This window comes from Nonomuraea sp. NPDC001636 (genome assembly GCF_040298265.1).
In the GTDB taxonomy this organism is placed as follows: domain Bacteria; phylum Actinomycetota; class Actinomycetes; order Streptosporangiales; family Streptosporangiaceae; genus Nonomuraea.
Genome location: NZ_JBEOZT010000006.1, coordinates 52130 through 68842 on the forward strand (window position 1 = coordinate 52130; position 16713 = coordinate 68842).

Below are 16713 nucleotides of genomic sequence, written 5' to 3' on the forward strand. Positions count from 1 at the left end.
CGGGTCAGCCGCGTAGTGCCTGTGCGTGCTCCTGGAGTGACCGCACGCCGACGTCGCCGCGGACGATCGCCTGGATCCCGGCCGCCGCCGCGGCCAGCCCCGCGACGGTGGTGATGCACGGGATGCCGCGCAGCACCGCAGCGGTGCGGATCTCGTAGCCGTCCAGGCGCGGCCCGGACTGACCGGGGCTGCCGAACGGCGTGTTGACGATCAGGTCCACCTCGCCGTCGAGAATCGCCTGCACGCTCGTAGGCTCACCTCCGGGCCCGGTCCCCTCGCTGTGCTTTCGCACGATCTTGGCATGGACACCGTTGCGGCGCAGCACCTCGGCCGTGCCCTCGGTGGCGAGGATCTCGAAGCCGAGGTCGGCCAGTGCCTTCACAGGGAAGATCATCGCACGCTTGTCCCTGTTGGCCACGGACACGAACGCGCGTCCCTTGGTCGGAAGTTCGCCGTAGGCCCCGGCCTGGGACTTGGCGAACGCCACGCCGAAGGACGCGTCGATGCCCATGACCTCGCCCGTGGAGCGCATCTCGGGCCCGAGCACGGTGTCGACGCCCCGGAAGCGGTTGAAGGGCAGCACGGCCTCCTTGACCGCGATGGACGCCTCCAGCGGCAGCGTGCCGCCGTCGCCGGTGGCCGGCAGCATGCCCTCCGCGCGCAGCGAGGCGATCGAGGAGCCGAGCATCACCCGGGCCGCCGCCTTGGCCAGCGGCGTGGCCGTCGCCTTGGACACGAACGGCACGGTACGGCTGGCCCGCGGGTTGGCCTCCAGGACGTACAGGACGCCGGCGGACATGGCGTACTGGACGTTCAGGAGCCCGCGCACGCCCACCCCGGCGGCGATGGCCTCGGTGGCGGCGCGGATGCGCTTGACGTCGTGGCTGCCGAGCGTGAGCGGCGGCAGGGCGCAGGCCGAGTCGCCGGAGTGGATGCCGGCCTCCTCGATGTGCTCCATGACGCCGCCGAGGAAGAGCTCCTGGCCGTCGTAGAGCGCGTCGACGTCGATCTCGATGGCCTCGTCGAGGAACTTGTCCACCAGGACCGGGTGGCCGCCCTCCTGGGCCGCCATGTACGTCGTCAGCGTCTCGTCGTCGTAGACGATGGCCATGCCGGCCCCGCCGAGCACGTACGAGGGCCGGACCAGCACCGGGTAGCCGATCTCCCCGGCGATCTCCAGCGCCTCGGGCACCGTCAGCGCGGTGCCGTGCTTGGGCGCGGGCAGCCCGGCCTCGGCCAGCACCCGCCCGAACGCGCCGCGCTCCTCGGCCAGGTGGATCGACTCGGGCGAGGTGCCGACCACGGGCACGCCCGCGTCCTTCAGCGCCTGCGCCAGGCCGAGCGGCGTCTGGCCGCCGAGCTGCACGATCACGCCCACGACCGGGCCGGTCTGCTGCTCGGCGTGCACGACCTCCAGGACGTCCTCCAGCGTGAGCGGCTCGAAGTAGAGCCGGTCGGAGGTGTCGTAGTCGGTCGAGACGGTCTCGGGGTTGCAGTTGACCATGACGGTCTCGAACCCGGCCCGCGACAGCTCGAAGGAGGCGTGCACGCACGCGTAGTCGAACTCGATGCCCTGCCCGATGCGGTTGGGCCCGGAGCCGAGGATGATGACCTTCTCCCGCTCGCCGGAGGGGACCTCGGTCTCCTCGTCGTAGGTGGAGTACAGGTACGGCGTCTTCGCGGCGAACTCGGCGGCGCAGGTGTCGACGGTGTTGTAGACCGGCCGCACGCCGAGCGCGTGGCGCAGGCCGCGCACGTGGGCCTCCTCGACGCCGCGGATCTCGGCGATCTGCGCGTCGGAGAAGCCGTGGTGCTTGGCACGGGTCAGCGCGGCGGCGGTGAGCTCGGGCGCGGCGGCGATCTCCTGGGCCTCCTCCTCCAGCAGCAGGAGCTGGTCGAGGAACCAGGGGTCGACGCTGGTGGCCTCGAACAGCTCGGCCGCGGTCGCGCCCGCGCGCACGGCCTGCTGCATCGTGCGCAGCCGCCCGTCGTGCGGGGTGCGGCAGGCCGCCAGCAGCTCGTCCTTGTCCAGGACGGGCCCCGCCCAGCTGAAGGCGGAGTCCTTCTTCTCCAGCGAGCGCAGCGCCTTCTGCAGCGCCTCGGCGAAGGAGCGGCCGATGGCCATGGCCTCGCCGACGGACTTCATGTGCGTGGTCAGCGTGCGGTCGGCCCCGCGGAACTTCTCGAAGGCGAAGCGCGGCACCTTGACCACGATGTAGTCGAGCGTCGGCTCGAAGGAGGCCGGGGTCTCCTTGGTGATGTCGTTGGGGATCTCGTCGAGGGTGTAGCCGATGGCCAGCTTGGCGGCGATCTTGGCGATCGGGAAGCCGGTGGCCTTGGAGGCCAGGGCGCTGGAGCGGGAGACGCGCGGGTTCATCTCGATGACGATCATGCGCCCGGTGCGCGGGTCGACGGCGAACTGGATGTTGCAGCCGCCGGTGTCCACGCCGACCTCGCGGATGACCGCGATGGCCACGTCGCGCATGTTCTGGTACTCGCGGTCGGTCAGGGTCAGCGCGGGCGCGACGGTGACGCTGTCGCCGGTGTGCACGCCCATCGGGTCGATGTTCTCGATGGAGCACACGATGACGACGTTGTCCGCCTTGTCGCGCATGACCTCCAGCTCGTACTCCTTCCAGCCGAGGATGGACTCCTCCAGGAGCACCTCGGTGGTCGGCGAGGCGTCGAGGCCGGCGCCGGCGATGCGGCGCAGGTCCTCCTCGCCGTAGGCGAAGCCGGAGCCGACGCCGCCCATGGTGAAGCTGGGCCGCACGACCAGCGGGTAGCCCAGCTCGCCGGCGGCGGCCAGGCAGTCCTCCATCGTGTGGCAGATGACCGACTTGGCCGACTCGGCGTTGAGCCCGTGCTCGCGGGCGACCTTGGCGACGATCTCCTTGAACTTCTCGCGGTTCTCGCCCGCCTGGATCGCGTCGAAGTCGGCGCCGATCAGCTCGACCTCGTACTTCTCCAGCACGCCCGACTCGTGCAGCGCGACCGCGGTGTTCAGCGCGGTCTGGCCGCCCAGCGTGGGCAGCAGCGCGTCGGGGCGCTCCTTGGCGATGATCTTCTCGACGTACTCGGGGGTGATCGGCTCGACGTACGTGGCGTCGGCGAACTCGGGGTCCGTCATGATCGTGGCCGGGTTGCTGTTGACCAGGATGACGCGGAAGCCCTCGGCCCGCAGCACGCGGCAGGCCTGCGTGCCCGAGTAGTCGAACTCGCACGCCTGGCCGATCACGATCGGGCCGGAGCCGATCACCAGGACCGACCGGATGTCCTCACGCTTGGGCACGGCTCATGACCTCACAGAACTCGTCGAAGAGATAAGCGGCGTCGTGCGGCCCCGCGGCGGCCTCGGGGTGGTACTGGACGCTGAAGGCGCGCCCGTCGAGCAGGCGCAGGCCCTCCACGCACCGGTCGTTGAGGTTGACGTGGCTGACCTCGGCCGGGCCGTAGGGGGTCTCGAACGGCTCGCCGATCGGGGCCTCGACGGCGAACCCGTGGTTGTGGGCCGAGATCTCGACCTTGCCGGTGCGCACGTCCTGGACCGGCTGGTTGACGCCGCGGTGGCCGTAGCGCAGCTTGTACGTGGACAGCCCGAGCGCCCGGCCGAACAGCTGGTTGCCGAAGCAGATGCCGAAGAACGGCACCCCGGCCTCAAGGACGCTGCGCAGCGCCGACACGTCGGCGGTGGCGGGGTCGCCGGGGCCGTTGGAGAAGAACACGCCGTCGGGCTCGACCGCCATGATCTGCTCGTACGTGGCCGTGGCGGGCAGCACGTGCACCTCACAGCCGCGCTCGGCCATGCGGTGCGGGGTCATGCCCTTGATGCCGAGGTCGACGGCGGCGACCGTGAAGCGCCTCTCGCCGACTGCGGGCACGACGTAGGGCTCGGCCGTGGCCACCTCGGCGGCCAGGTCGGCGCCCTCCATGGCGGGCGCGCGCCGCACCCGCTCGACGAGCTCCTCCACCGTCGCGGAGGGGGCCGAGAAGATGCCGGCCCGCATCGCGCCGCGCTCGCGCAGGTGGCGGGTCAGGGCGCGGGTGCCGGTGATGGCGATGCCCACGACGCCCTGCTGCTTGAGGTAGTCGTCGAGCGAGCGGTCGGCCCGCCAGTTGGAGACGATCCTGGACGGCTCGCGCACGACGTACCCGGCGACCCAGACGCGGCCCGACTCGGGGTCTTCGTCGTTGACGCCGGTGTTGCCGATGTGCGGGGCCGTCATGGCGACGATCTGCCGGTGGTAGGAGGGGTCGGTGAGGGTCTCCTGGTAGCCGGTCATGCCGGTGTTGAAGACCATCTCGCCGAACGTCTCGCCTTCGGCGCCGTAAGGAGTTCCGTGGAAGACGCGGCCGTCTTCCAGGACGAGCACCGCGGTGTTCAAACCAGCTTCCCTTCGAGAACGGTCGGCGTGCCGCGCAGGAACGTGGCCACCACCCGGCCGGGCAACGTCATCCCCTCGTACGGGGTGTTCCTGCTCTTGGAGGCGTAGGCGGAGGGGTCCACCTCGGTGCGGGCCGACGGGTCGTACAGCGTGATGTTGGCCGGCGCGCCCGGCTCCAGCGGACGGCCGTGGCCGGACAGGCGGCCGATGCGGGCGGGGGTGATCGACATGCGCTCGGCGACCCCGGCCCAGTCGAGCAGCCCGGTCTCGACCATGGCCTCCTGGACGACGCTCAGCGCGGTCTCCAGGCCGATCATGCCCATGGCCGCGGCCGGCCACTCGGTCTCCTTGTCCTCGACCGGGTGCGGGGCGTGGTCGGTGGCGACGACGTCGATCGTGCCGTCGGCCAGCGCGGCGCGCAGCGCCTGGACGTCGGCGTGCGTGCGCAGCGGCGGGTTGACCTTGTAGATCGGGTTGTAGGCGCCGACCGGGGACTCCTCGACGAGGTCGTCGGTGAGGAGCAGGTGGTGAGGGGTGACCTCGGCGGTGATGTTCCAGCCCTTGGACTTGGCCCAGCGGATGATCTCGACCGAGCCGGCGGTGGAGACGTGGCAGACGTGCAGGCGGGAGCCGACGTGCGCGGCCAGCAGGCAGTCGCGGGCGATGACCGCCTCCTCGGCCACCGCCGGCCAGCCGGTCAGGCCGAGCCTGCCGGAGACGACGCCCTCGTTCATCTGGGCGCCCTCGGTGAGCCTGGGCTCCTGGGCGTGCTGGGCGACGACGCCGTCGAACGCCTTGACGTACTCCAGGGCGCGGCGCATCAGCACGGCGTCGCTGACGCACTTGCCGTCGTCGGAGAAGACCCGGACCCGGGCGGCCGAGTCGGCCATCGCGCCGAGCTCGGCGAGCTGCCTGCCCTCCAGGCCGACGGTCACCGCGCCGACCGGCTGCACGTCGCAGTGGCCGAACTCGCGGCCGAGCCGCCACACCTGCTCGACCACGCCGGCGGTGTCGGCGACGGGCGAGGTGTTGGCCATGGCGTGCACGGCGGTGTAGCCGCCGCGGGCCGCGGACTGGGTGCCGGTCTGGACGGTCTCGGCGTCCTCGCGGCCGGGCTCGCGCAGGTGGGTGTGCAGGTCGACCAGGCCGGGCAGCGCGATCGCGCCGCCGCCGTCGACGGTCTCGCCGCCGGGGCCGGCGTCGAGGCCGGCGCCGATCTCGGCGATGCGCCCGTCGGCGATCCGCAGGTCCACCGGCTCCCCGCCGAGGATCCTGACGTTTTTGATGATCATCGTGCCTCCTTCGTCGGCACGACGATCATCATGATGCTGTGCCTACTGGTTCGTTCGCTCCGCTCACTCACTGGATCTCTCCCCCGAGCAGCAGGTACAGGACGGCCATGCGGATGGTCACGCCGTTGGCGACCTGCTCCACGATGGTGGAGCGCGGCGAGTCGGCCACCTCGGCGGCGATCTCCATACCCCGGTTCATCGGCCCGGGGTGCATGACGATGGCCTCGTCCGGCATCTTGGCGAAGCGGTCGCGGTCGAGGCCGTAGCGGCGGGAGTACTCGCGCTCGCTGGGGAAGTAGGCGGCGTTCATCCGCTCCTTCTGCACCCGCAGCATCATGACCGCGTCGGACTTGGGCAGCACGGCGTCGAAGTCGTAGGACACCTCGCACGGCCAGGTGCCGACCGAGACGGGCAGCAGCGTGGGCGGCGCGACGAGGGTGACCTCGGCGCCGAGCGTGTTGAGCAGCAGCACGTTGGAGCGGGCGACCCGGCTGTGCAGCACGTCGCCGACGATGGTGACCCGGCGGCCGTCGAGCCCGCCGAGGCGGCGGCGCATCGAGAAGGCGTCGAGCAGCGCCTGCGTGGGGTGCTCGTGGGTGCCATCGCCGGCGTTGACGACGCTGCCGCGCACCCAGCCGGCCAGCCGGTGCGGCGCGCCGGAGGAGCCGTGGCGGATGACGACGGCGTCGGCGCCCATGGCCTCCAGGGTGAGCGCGGTGTCCTTGAGCGACTCGCCCTTGGAGACGCTCGACCCCTTGGCCGAGAAGTTGATGACGTCGGCCGAGAGCCGCTTGGCCGCCGCCTCGAAGGAGATCCTGGTGCGGGTGGAGTCCTCGAAGAACAGGTTGACCACCGTGCGGCCGCGCAGCGTGGGCAGCTTCTTGATGGATCGTTCCGAGACCCTGGCCAGCTCCTCGGCGGTGTCGAGGATGAGCAGCGCGTCGTCCTTGGTGAGGTCGCCCGCCGAGATGAGGTGCCGGTTCACCTGTCGTCCTCCTTCATGAGCAGGACGGCGTCGCGGCCGTCGATCTCGGAGAGGTAGACCTTGACCTTCTCGCTCTTGGCGGTGGGCAGGTTCTTGCCCACGTAGTCGGCGCGGATGGGCAGCTCGCGATGGCCGCGGTCGACCAGCGTGGCGAGCTGCACGGCGGTCGGGCGGCCGAGGTCGTTGAGCGCGTCGAGCGCGGCGCGGACGGTGCGGCCGGAGTAGAGCACGTCGTCGACGAGGACGACCACCTTGCCGTCGATGCCGTCGGGCGGCAGCTCGGTGCGGCCGAGCGGGCGGACGGGGCCGCGGCGCAGGTCGTCGCGGTACATGGTGATGTCGATCGAGCCGACGGGGATCTTGAGCCCTTCGAACTGCTCGACGCGGTCGCCGAGCCGGCGGGCGAGCGTGGCGCCGCGGGTGGGGATGCCGAGGAGGACTACGTCACCGGCGCCCTTGGTGCGTTCGAGGATCTCGTGCGCGATTCGGGTCAGCGCCCGGTGGATGTCCGGGCCTTCGAGCACGGCCCTGGAATCGGACATGGAGGGATCTCACCACCTTTCCCGCCTCACGGGACGGGTCTTAAAAGGGTGTTGGTCGGGACACACAGTACCAGGGGCTACCTGGTACAACGTGAGCGCCCCGCCCTGCCGTACGGGTGTGGCGGGCGTCCTGGCAGGCCGTTCGGCCCGGCCGGCCCGGCGAATTTGGCAATTACCGACATACAGGTATAAAACCTGCTCTAAGTCTTCTCGGGGGAGGTTTCACATGGCGCTGTCGGCACGCGAGCAGTCGGTGCTCAAGGCCATCGCCCGGCAGGTCAGGGACGAGGACCCCGAGCTGTTCGCGGCCATGTCCCGGCACGGCGCTCCCGCGTCGCTGGCCTGGCCGCTGGCCCTGATGGCGCTGTGCCTGGCGGTGTTCGCCGTCGTGCTGCTGCTGACGGGTTCGGCCGACCCCCTGCCGCACGCCGTGATCAGGTAAAACCCCCGCAACCCCCCGTGTCGGCGTCCTGCGCGTAGGGCACGTCCCCGAGGGCCGTACGCGCTCGGCGGCGGCTCTTCCTGGGGACTCGCGCGGGGGGCACGCATGGGGGAACCACGTCCGCCCTCCGACGGCGTGACCACGGCGGCGCGCGGGAGGCGCCCGGCGGCCGCCGGCGGCCTCGGCCTCGGCGCGGCCGTCGCGCTGGTCATGGGGAACGTCGTGGGCACCGGCATCTTCCTGCTGCCCGCCTCGCTGGCCGCGTTCGGCACGGTGAGCCTGGTCTCCATGGTCCTGGTCACCGCGGGCGCCATCGCGATGGCGATCGTCTTCGGCCGTCTGGGCGGGCGCATCCCGGCGGCGGGCGGCCCCTACGCCTACGCGCGCGAGGCGTTCGGGGAGTTCGCCGGGTTCTGGATCGCCTGGTCGTTCTGGCTGACCGCGTGGATCGGCAACGCGGCCATCGCCGTGGCGTGGGTGGGCTACGTCCAGTACCTGGCCCACGGGCTGTTCGGGCTCAACTGGGGCAGCACGCTCAGCGCGATCCTCATCGGCCTGACCGGGTTGTGGATCCCGGCCGTGGTGAACCTGGCCGGGGTGCGCAACGCGGCCGCCTTCCAGGTGGTCACCACGGTCCTGAAGTTCACGCCGCTGCTGTTCGTGGCGATCGTGGGCCTGTTCTTCGTGCACCAGGACAACTACCCGCCGTTCAACGCCAGCGGCGGCGGCTGGGTCTCGGCCGTCTCCCTGGCGGGGGCGGTCACGCTGTTCATCTACTCGGGCGTGGAGAGCGCCGCCATCGCGGCCGACCGGGTCAAGGACCCGGTCCGCACCATCGGCCGGGCCAGCGTCATCGGCGTGCTGGCCTGCGCCGTCATGTACATCCTCAGCACGGTCGCCGTCATGGGCACCGTGCCGCAGGAGGAGCTCGTCGGGTCCACCGCGCCGTTCGCCGCGGCGCTGGACCACATGTTCGGCGGCACCGGCGGCGGGCTGCTGATGGCGGCCTGCGCCGTCGTCTCCGGCATCGGCGCGCTCAACGGGTGGACCCTGCTGGTCGCCGAGATGCCGCTGGCCGCCGCCAGGGACGGCATGTTCCCGCCCGCCTTCTCCGTGGTCTCCCGGCGCGGCGCGCCCCTGACGGGCATCCTGGCCGGGACCGTCCTGACCTCGCTCATGCTGCTGGTGGGCTACGCCTCCGCCAACGCCTTCGACACCATCGTGCTGCTGGCCTCCTTCACCACGGTCATCCCCTACTTCTTCTCGGCCGCCGCGCAGCTGTTCTGGCTGGTCACCCGGGAGCGGCGGATCGACCGCGGGCGGCTGGCCCGCGACCTGACCGTCGCGGTGCTCGCGCTGCTGTTCTCGTTCTGGATGGCGTACGGCTCGGGGGCCCCCGCCGTGCTCGGCGGGACGCTGATGTTGTTGGTCGGCGTGCCCGTCTACATCTGGCTGAAGGCCAGACACGGCGAGTACGGCCCGCGTGATGTCCGCCGCGCTGAGGGGATATCTGAAAAATGACCTTTCATGTCGATTCAGAGGTCGGCCGACTGCGCCAGGTCCTGCTGCACAAGCCGGAGCTGGCCCTCAAGCGGCTGACCCCCAGCAACAAGGACGCCTTCCTGTTCGACGACGTGCTGTGGGTGCAGCGCGCGGTGGAGGAGCACGAGGAGTTCGAGCGGGTGCTGCGCGGACGCGGCATCGTCGTCCACATGCTGGCCGACCTCCTGCGCGACGTGGTCGACATCCCCGAGGCCCGCAAGCACATCCTGGACGCGGTCATCGACGAACGCTGGCTCGGCCCGACCGCCATCGACGACATCCGCAACACCCTCGACGGCATGGACGCCGGCACCCTCCAGATGCACCTGACCGGCGGCATCACCAAGCGCGAGCTGGTCGCGATGGGCTGCGACCCCAAGTCGGTGGCCTTCCACACCACCGCCGACGACGACTTCGTCCTGCCGCCGCTGCCCAACCACCTGTTCACCCGCGACACCTCCTGCTGGATCTACGACGGCGTGTCGATCAACGCGATGCGCAAGAAGGCCCGCATGCGCGAGACGGTCAACCTGGAGGCCGTCTACCGGTTCCACCCGATGTTCGCCGCCGGCTTCGACCGGCCCTACGAGGGCGGCTTCCACTGCTGGCTGCCCGGCCACGCGATGGCCCCGGCGACCCTGGAGGGCGGCGACGTGCTGGTCATCGGGCGCGGCGCGGTGCTGGTCGGGATGAGCGAGCGCACCCAGCCGCAGGCGGTCGAGATGCTGGCCCAGCGGCTGTTCGCGGCCGGGTCCGCGACCCGGATCGTGGCGCTGGACATGCCGAAGGCACGCGCGTTCATGCATCTCGACACGGTCATGACCATGCTCGACGTCGGGGTGTTCACCAAGTACGCCGGGCTCGGGATGTTGCCGGCGTACACCATCGAGCCGGGCGAGACCTCCAAGGAGCTGCGGGTCACCGACCACCCGCCCCAGGACATGCACAAGGCCATCGCCCGCGCCCTCGACATGGACGACATCACCGTCCTGACCCCCCACCAGGACGTGTACGCCGCCGAACGCGAGCAGTGGGACGACGGCTGCAACGGCCTGGCCGTCGAGCCCGGCGTCGTCATCGCCTACGAGCGCAACACCACCACGAACAACCACCTGCGCGACAACGGCATCGAGGTCATCACCATCCGGGGCAGCGAGCTCGGCAGAGGGCGCGGCGGCCCGCGGTGCATGAGCTGCCCGCTGGAGCGCGACGGCATCTAGCGGACGTCCGGCCGGCACCCGGGCGGCCACAGGGAAGGGGCGACATGGCGTTCAACCTGCGCAACCGCAGTTTCCTCAAGGAACTGGACTTCACACCGGAGGAGTTCGGCTTCCTGCTGCACCTGTCGGCGGAGCTGAAGGCCGCCAAGTACGCCGGGATCGAACGGCAGCGGCTCAAGGGCAAGAACATCGCGCTCATCTTCGAGAAGACCTCCACCCGCACCCGCTGCGCGTTCGAGGTGGCCGCCCACGACCAGGGGGCGCACGTCACCTACCTCGACCCGGCCGGCTCGCACATCGGGCACAAGGAGTCGGTCAGGGACACCGCGCGGGTGCTGGGCCGCATGTTCGACGGCATCGAGTACCGCGGCAGCAAGCAGTCCTACGTCGAGGACCTGGCGGCGCTGTCCGGCGTGCCGGTGTGGAACGGCCTGACCGACGAGTGGCACCCCACGCAGATGCTGGCCGACATGCTCACCGTCCAGGAGCACAGCGACAAGCCGCTGCGCGAGGTGTCCCTGGCCTACCTGGGGGACGCGCGCAACAACACCGGCCACTCGCTGCTGGTCACCGGCGCGCTGCTCGGCCTGGACATCCGGCTGGTCACCCCGGCGGCGCTGCGGCCCGACCGGGACCTCGCGGTGCGGCCCGCCGAGGAGCTGGCCAGGTCCACCGGCGCCCGGATCACCATCACCGAGGACGTGGCCGAGGGCGTCAGGGGCGCCGACTTCCTCTACACCGACGTGTGGGTCTCGATGGGAGAGCCGAAGGAGGTGTGGGACGAGCGGATCGAGCTGCTGCTGCCGTACCAGGTGAACGACGACGTCGTCCGGGCCACCGGCAATCCGGACGTGAAGTTCATGCACTGCCTGCCCGCCTTCCACAACCGGGAGACCGGCGTCGGCACCGACATCTACGCCAGGACCGGCCTGGAGGCCCTGGAGGTGACCGACGAGGTCTTCGAGTCGCCGCGCTCCATCGTCTTCGACGAGGCCGAGAACCGGCTGCACACCATCAAAGCGATCATGGTCGCAACCCTGGGGGACTGAATGCGGGTCATCGTCGCACTCGGCGGCAACGCGGTGCTCAAGCGCGGCCAGAAGCCGGACGCCGACGTGCAGAGGGACAACATCGCCACCGCCGTCAGGACGCTGGCACAGCTGGCCGGCGAGCACGAGCTGGTCATCACCCACGGGAACGGCCCCCAGGTCGGCATGCTGGCGCTGGAGAGCGCCGCGGACCCGAACCTGAGCCGGCCCTACCCCTTCGACACGCTCGGCGCGCAGACGCAGGGCATGCTCGGCTACTGGATGCAGCAGGCGCTGCAGAACGCCCTGCCCGGCCGGCAGGTGCTCGCCATGGTCACCCAGACCCTGGTCAGCGCCGTCGACCCGGCCTTCGACGACCCCACCAAGTTCGTCGGCCAGATCTACGAGGAGGACGAGGCCCGCAAACTGGCCGCCGAGTACGGCTGGACGGTCAAGCCCGACGGCGACCACTGGCGCCGCGTCGTCCCCTCCCCCACGCCGCAGCGCATCGTGGAGACCCGGCTGATCCGCAAGATGGTCCGCGAGGGCGTGGTGGTGGTCTGCGCGGGCGGCGGCGGCATCCCGGTCGTGCGGGACGCGCGCGGCCGGCTGGCGGGCGTCGAGGCCGTCATCGACAAGGACCTGACCGCCTCGATGCTGGCCGAGGCGCTGGAGTGCGACGCCTTCCTCATCCTGACCGACGTCCCGCGGGTGTACCGCGACTTCGGCGCCCCGGGCCAGAGCGAGATCGCCTGCACCACCCCGCACGAGCTGCGCGGCCTGCGCTTCCCGGCCGGGTCGATGGGACCGAAGGTCGAGGCGGTGTGCCGGTTCGTCGAGACGACCGGCGACATGGCCGCCATCGGCAGGCTGGACGAGGCGAAGGACATACTCGCCGGTTCCGCGGGCACGATTGTCACACCCAACGGGATGTGGCCGTTGACCAGCACCCTCTAGGAGACCGACCCTCTAGGAGACCGACGTGACACTGGCCGCACGGCTGCTGCGCACCAAGCCGACCGAGCGCATCGTGGCCGAGGGCGGGCAGGGCGAGGGCGGCGAGCTGCGGCGCACGATGACGTTGTGGCAGCTCACGCTGTTCAGCGTGGGCGCCACGCTGGGCACCGGCATCTTCGTCATCCTCGGCCAGGCGGTGCCCAAGGCGGGGCCGGCGGTGGTGCTGGCGTTCGTGCTGGCGGCCGTCACGGCGTTGTTCTCGGCCCTGTCGTACGCCGAGCTGGCCGGGACGATCCCGGTGTCCGGCTCGTCCTACTCCTACGCGTACGCGACGCTGGGCGAGCTGGTGGCCTGGGTGTGCGGCTGGTGCCTCATGCTGGAGTACGCCGTGTCCGTCGCGGCCGTGGCCGTGGGCTGGGGCGAGTACCTCAACGCGTTCCTGCGCAGCCTGTTCGGCTGGACGCTGCCCGAGGCGATCACCCGCTCCCCCGGCCAGGACGGCGGCGTGGTCAACGTCACCGCGATCCTCATCGTGCTCCTGGCCACCTGGCTGCTGCTCTACGGGGCCTCGGAGTCGGCCAAGGCCAACGCGGTGTTCGTGCTGATCAAGATCGCGGTGCTGGTGTTCTTCTGCGTGGTGGCGTTCACGGCGTTCCAGTCCGGGAACTTCACCCCGTTCGCGCCGCTCGGGGTGGCCGGGGTCACCGCGGCCGCCTCGCAGGTGTTCTTCTCCTACATCGGCTTCGACGCCGCCTCCACCGCCGGCGAGGAGGCCAAGAACCCCAAGCGCGACCTGCCCCTGGCCATCCTGCTGTCCCTGCTCATCGTCACCGCCGTGTACGTCCTGGTCGCCGTGGCCGCCATCGGGGCCAAGCCGTGGACCGAGTTCGACCCGGAGAGCACCGAGGCCAGCCTGTCGCAGATCGTCGACCAGGCCACCGGCGCCACCTGGCCGGGCGTGATCGTCTCCTTCGGCGCGGTGATCGCCATCGCCAGCGTCGTGCTCACGGTCATCTACGGCCAGACCCGCATCCTGTTCGCGATGTCCCGCGACGGGCTCATCCCCCGGATCTTCCAGCGGGTGAACCCGCGCCACCAGGTGCCGGTCGCCAACACGCTGATCGTGGCCCTGTTCATCTCGGTCCTGGCCGGGCTGGTGCCGCTCGGCCAGCTCGCCGAGGCCACCAGCATCGGCACGCTGTTCGCCTTCCTCATCGTCAACGTCGGCGTGCTGGTCCTGCGCTACCGCAGCCCGGAGCTGCCGCGCAGCTTCCGCACGCCGCTCTTCCCCCTCACCCCGGCGCTCGGCGCGATCTTCTGCGTCATCGTGATGGCCGGGCTGGCCGGCGTCACCTGGGCCGCCTTCGGCCTGTGGATGCTGGTCGGCCTGATCTGCTATTTCCTGTACGGCTACGGGCATTCGCGGCTGAATGCCGAGGTGCGGTGACCATGAAGTTCGACAAGGTGCTGGCCGGGTACATCGCCGAGCCGCGCGGCTGGGACGGGCTCGCGCTGGCCGTCGTGCTGACCCGGCAGACCGGGGGCAGCCTGACGGTCGCGACCGTCCAGCCGCCCGTGACGACCACGCCGGGCCCCGCCCGCGCCGACGAGGGCGCCTGGCGTTCCTACCTGCGCGAGCAGGCCGAGACCGCGCTGGCGCAGGCCCGCGAGCTGGCCGGCGACCAGGCCGAGTACGTGCGCCACACCAACAAGGGCAGCGGGCGCGGGCTGGTGGAGGTGGCCCGCAGGCGCGGCGCCGACGTCGTGGTCATCGGCTCGGCGCCCGGCGGCACCCGGTCCCGCATCACCGTCGGCAGTACCGCCGACCAGCTCCTGCACTCCTCGCCGGTGCCCGTGCTGCTGGCCCCGCGCGGCTACGGCGACGACCCGCCGGCCGCGTTCGAGCGCATCACCGTCGCCTACCGCCGCGGGCCCGGCGCCGACGCCGCCGTCCGGGGCGCGGCCAAGGCCGCGGTCACCCTGGACATCCCGCTGCGGCTGGTCACCCTGGTGGTCAGGACCGGCCGCCGCGTCCAGGTCGAGGAGGACATGCTCGTACGGCTGCGCGACCAGGCCGCCGCGGACCTGCGCGCGGCGGCGCGGGGGCAGCGGCGCAGGCTTCAGGTCGAGGTGGAGCTCCTGGAGGGCCGGAACGTGGCACAGGCGCTCGGCACGACCACGTGGCTGCCGGGAGAGCTGCTGGTGTGCGCCTCCAGCGACGCCGGGCCGCTGCGCCGGGTCTTCCTGGGCGACACGTCCATCAAGATCGTCCAGGCCGCGACCTGCCCGGTCATGATTCTGACCCGCGAGACCTGACGCTCGATTTCACTCGTCAAACTATGACGAAGTAGTGTTGCCATCGGTACAAGAGGGGCGTTTGTTGCGTTCCCTCCCGGACCGGATTCGGCATCTTTTTTCCAATCAGCTTGACCTTAGGCTCCCACCCCTTTACCGTCACTGTGCGTAACCACACCGCGCGGCGTTCTGGGGTAAACCCAGGGCCACGGCTACCGATGGTGCCGAGCCTGGCACCGTACCCCCCGGTGGCTGGGGCATATGCCGCAAGGGAGCACAATCTACTAAGAGCGATACATACGAGAGCCGGGGGGCCACACGATGCCGTCTGAGTACGCAAAGTCGCTGGGTGCACGACTCCGCGCCATCCGCACCCAGCAGGGGCTGTCCCTGCATGGAGTCGAAGAGAAGTCGCGCGGCAGGTGGAAAGCCGTGGTCGTGGGCTCTTACGAGCGTGGCGACCGAGCCGTCACCGTGCAGAAACTTGCCGAGCTTGCCGACTTCTACGGGGTGCCCGTCTCCGAGCTGCTGCCCGGAGGCGCCGCGCCGAGCCCGCTCGGGCCCACTCCCAAGCTTGTGATCGACCTGGAGCGCCTGGCGACACTGCCGAAGGAGAAGGCCGGAGCGCTTGCCCGTTACGCCGCCACCATTCAGAGCCAGCGTGGCGACTACAACGGCAAGGTCCTGTCGATCCGCCAGGAGGACCTGCGTTCGTTGGCTGTGATCTATGACAAGTCGCCCAGCGAGTTGACCGAGGAGCTCATCAGCTGGGGTGTGCTCGACGCCGAGGCGCGCCGGGCCGTCGAGTCCTTCTAGAACCCGCCGCTTCACCCCCGAAGGGCCCGCCAATTCCCCTGGCGGGCCCTCCGTCGTACCGCCCCGAAAATGAACTTTCAATTATCGGCGAACGCGACAAAGGGCCCGAATCCCTCAAAACCGATTCTTGAGCCCCGCACGCGCCCCGAGGGGCCAGGCGCGAAGCGATGCCTACCAGAGGGACAGCGGGACCACCGAGGCCCGACGAAGCGAAGACCCGACCGGCCCCTTTTGGGCACGCGTGTCAGCAACAGCCGCCTCGCTCACGTTCATCGGCTTTGTTGGACCCCGCCACCCGCGCTCTTCCGCGCGGCGGCGTCGCCTGGAGAGCCGGGCGGCGGGGTCAGCCCGCCAGCGGCACGTCCACCGGGAGCTGGGGCTGGGCGGGGACGCCGAGCAGGTCTTCCACCGTCGAGACGAACGTCTCGGCCTCGGCCAGGATCTCATTGGCGTCGGCCGCGCTGATGCCGCGGACCACGCCCGCCTCCGCGGCCGCGCGCTTGGCGGCGCTCACGGAGAAGTAGGCGGCCCACTCGGCGAGGTGCGGCTCGGCCTCGGGCAGCAGCTCCCACGCGCTGCGCAGACGGCGCCTGCGGCCCTCCATGGGACGGGGACGGGCGGCCAGGATCGCCGCAGCCGCACGAAGAGCCGCCAGATGGGCGGCCACATATCGGGATGCCGGGGTGCGAGCGGCGGTCGCCTCCGCCAGGCAGGAACGTGAATCGGTCAAGTGTGCCCGAACCGCAGGCGACAGCCGGGGCCCGGGTGTTTCTCTAGGCCGTGGTGCCATCTTGCGCGCCTCCTTGGAGTCGTGGGCGGCGGCCGGCGTCTCCGCCGGTGAGGCCAACACTCTCAGACGCCACCGACATTTCCGCCGGGCCGGCCGGACGAGGAGCTTCCCCTCTCCCCGTCCGGCCAGGACACGCCCACTCGTCTCCGCCGACGACGAGGACGCGCCCTTCGCCCGTGGAGCCTGGCCACGGGACTCGCTTGGGGAAGCGAACGACCGCGGCCAGGCCCTTGGGTGACGTTGAGCCGCGAGCCTCACCGCCACTAGGTCGAACATAATTTCGATCACGCTCGGTGTCAACCTGTTCCACGAACACAGGTTCGATGACCATGGCGCGAAATGATCGATCCGTCCCGCGACGCCCCTCCGTTCGGGCACGGGGATCGCCACCCGCGAGCGCACGAAGCCGCCGCCACCGG

Annotated in this window: 14 protein-coding genes; 8 read left to right on the forward strand and 6 right to left on the reverse strand. The window is 70.8% G+C overall.

The features are described from left to right. Positions 1 to 4: 4 nt before the first annotated feature. The 5 genes from carB to pyrR form a co-directional block, all read right to left on the reverse strand. A complete protein-coding gene (gene carB / locus ABT158_RS14325) occupies positions 5 to 3292 on the reverse strand; it encodes a carbamoyl-phosphate synthase large subunit (RefSeq protein ID WP_352353185.1) in 3288 nt (1095 codons plus the stop codon). Further along, complete coding sequence (gene carA, locus ABT158_RS14330; protein WP_352353186.1) at positions 3279 to 4385, reverse strand: glutamine-hydrolyzing carbamoyl-phosphate synthase small subunit; 1107 nt, start codon at positions 4383 to 4385, stop codon at positions 3279 to 3281. Before carA ends, carB begins: the two co-directional genes overlap by 14 nt. Continuing rightward, positions 4382 to 5677 (reverse strand): dihydroorotase, encoded by a 1296-nt coding sequence (locus ABT158_RS14335; RefSeq protein ID WP_352353187.1) that lies wholly within the window; start codon positions 5675 to 5677, stop codon positions 4382 to 4384. Before ABT158_RS14335 ends, carA begins: the two co-directional genes overlap by 4 nt. 67 nt (positions 5678 to 5744) lie before the next feature. Then, positions 5745 to 6662, reverse strand: a complete 918-nt coding sequence (locus ABT158_RS14340; RefSeq protein WP_352353188.1) for an aspartate carbamoyltransferase catalytic subunit — start codon at positions 6660 to 6662, stop codon at positions 5745 to 5747. Further along, on the reverse strand, positions 6659 to 7204 hold the full coding sequence (gene pyrR, locus ABT158_RS14345) for a bifunctional pyr operon transcriptional regulator/uracil phosphoribosyltransferase PyrR (protein ID WP_352322601.1): 546 nt from the start codon (positions 7202 to 7204) through the stop codon (positions 6659 to 6661). The genes ABT158_RS14340 and pyrR overlap by 4 nt, the downstream gene beginning before the upstream one ends. A 226-nt stretch (positions 7205 to 7430) precedes the next feature. Here pyrR and ABT158_RS14350 point away from each other — a divergent pair, with 226 nt between their 5' ends. From ABT158_RS14350 to bldD, 8 genes are all read left to right on the forward strand, one after another. Then, on the forward strand, positions 7431 to 7646 hold the full coding sequence (locus tag ABT158_RS14350; RefSeq protein ID WP_352353189.1) for a DUF3040 domain-containing protein: 216 nt from the start codon (positions 7431 to 7433) through the stop codon (positions 7644 to 7646). A 105-nt stretch (positions 7647 to 7751) separates the two neighbouring features. Then, complete coding sequence (locus ABT158_RS14355; RefSeq protein ID WP_352353190.1) at positions 7752 to 9167, forward strand: amino acid permease; 1416 nt, start codon at positions 7752 to 7754, stop codon at positions 9165 to 9167. Beyond that, complete coding sequence (locus ABT158_RS14360; RefSeq protein ID WP_352353191.1) at positions 9164 to 10408, forward strand: arginine deiminase; 1245 nt, start codon at positions 9164 to 9166, stop codon at positions 10406 to 10408. The genes ABT158_RS14355 and ABT158_RS14360 overlap by 4 nt, the downstream gene beginning before the upstream one ends. 44 nt (positions 10409 to 10452) lie before the next feature. Beyond that, entirely contained in the window at positions 10453 to 11457 is a 1005-nt protein-coding gene (gene argF, locus ABT158_RS14365) for an ornithine carbamoyltransferase (protein WP_352353192.1), read from the forward strand. Further along, positions 11458 to 12393, forward strand: a complete 936-nt coding sequence (arcC, locus tag ABT158_RS14370; RefSeq protein WP_352353193.1) for a carbamate kinase — start codon at positions 11458 to 11460, stop codon at positions 12391 to 12393. A gap of 25 nt (positions 12394 to 12418) precedes the next feature. Then, positions 12419 to 13840 (forward strand): amino acid permease, encoded by a 1422-nt coding sequence (locus ABT158_RS14375; RefSeq protein ID WP_352353194.1) that lies wholly within the window; start codon positions 12419 to 12421, stop codon positions 13838 to 13840. Between the two features lie 2 nt (positions 13841 to 13842). Then, a complete protein-coding gene (locus tag ABT158_RS14380) occupies positions 13843 to 14709 on the forward strand; it encodes a universal stress protein (protein WP_352353195.1) in 867 nt (288 codons plus the stop codon). A 300-nt stretch (positions 14710 to 15009) separates the two neighbouring features. Further along, positions 15010 to 15504 (forward strand): transcriptional regulator BldD, encoded by a 495-nt coding sequence (gene bldD, locus ABT158_RS14385; RefSeq protein WP_026214021.1) that lies wholly within the window; start codon positions 15010 to 15012, stop codon positions 15502 to 15504. Between the two features lie 343 nt (positions 15505 to 15847). On the opposite strand, the gene ABT158_RS14390 is transcribed toward bldD, so the two are convergent. Further along, a complete protein-coding gene (locus ABT158_RS14390; RefSeq protein ID WP_352353669.1) occupies positions 15848 to 16570 on the reverse strand; it encodes an SAV_6107 family HEPN domain-containing protein in 723 nt (240 codons plus the stop codon). Positions 16571 to 16713 lie beyond the last annotated feature (143 nt).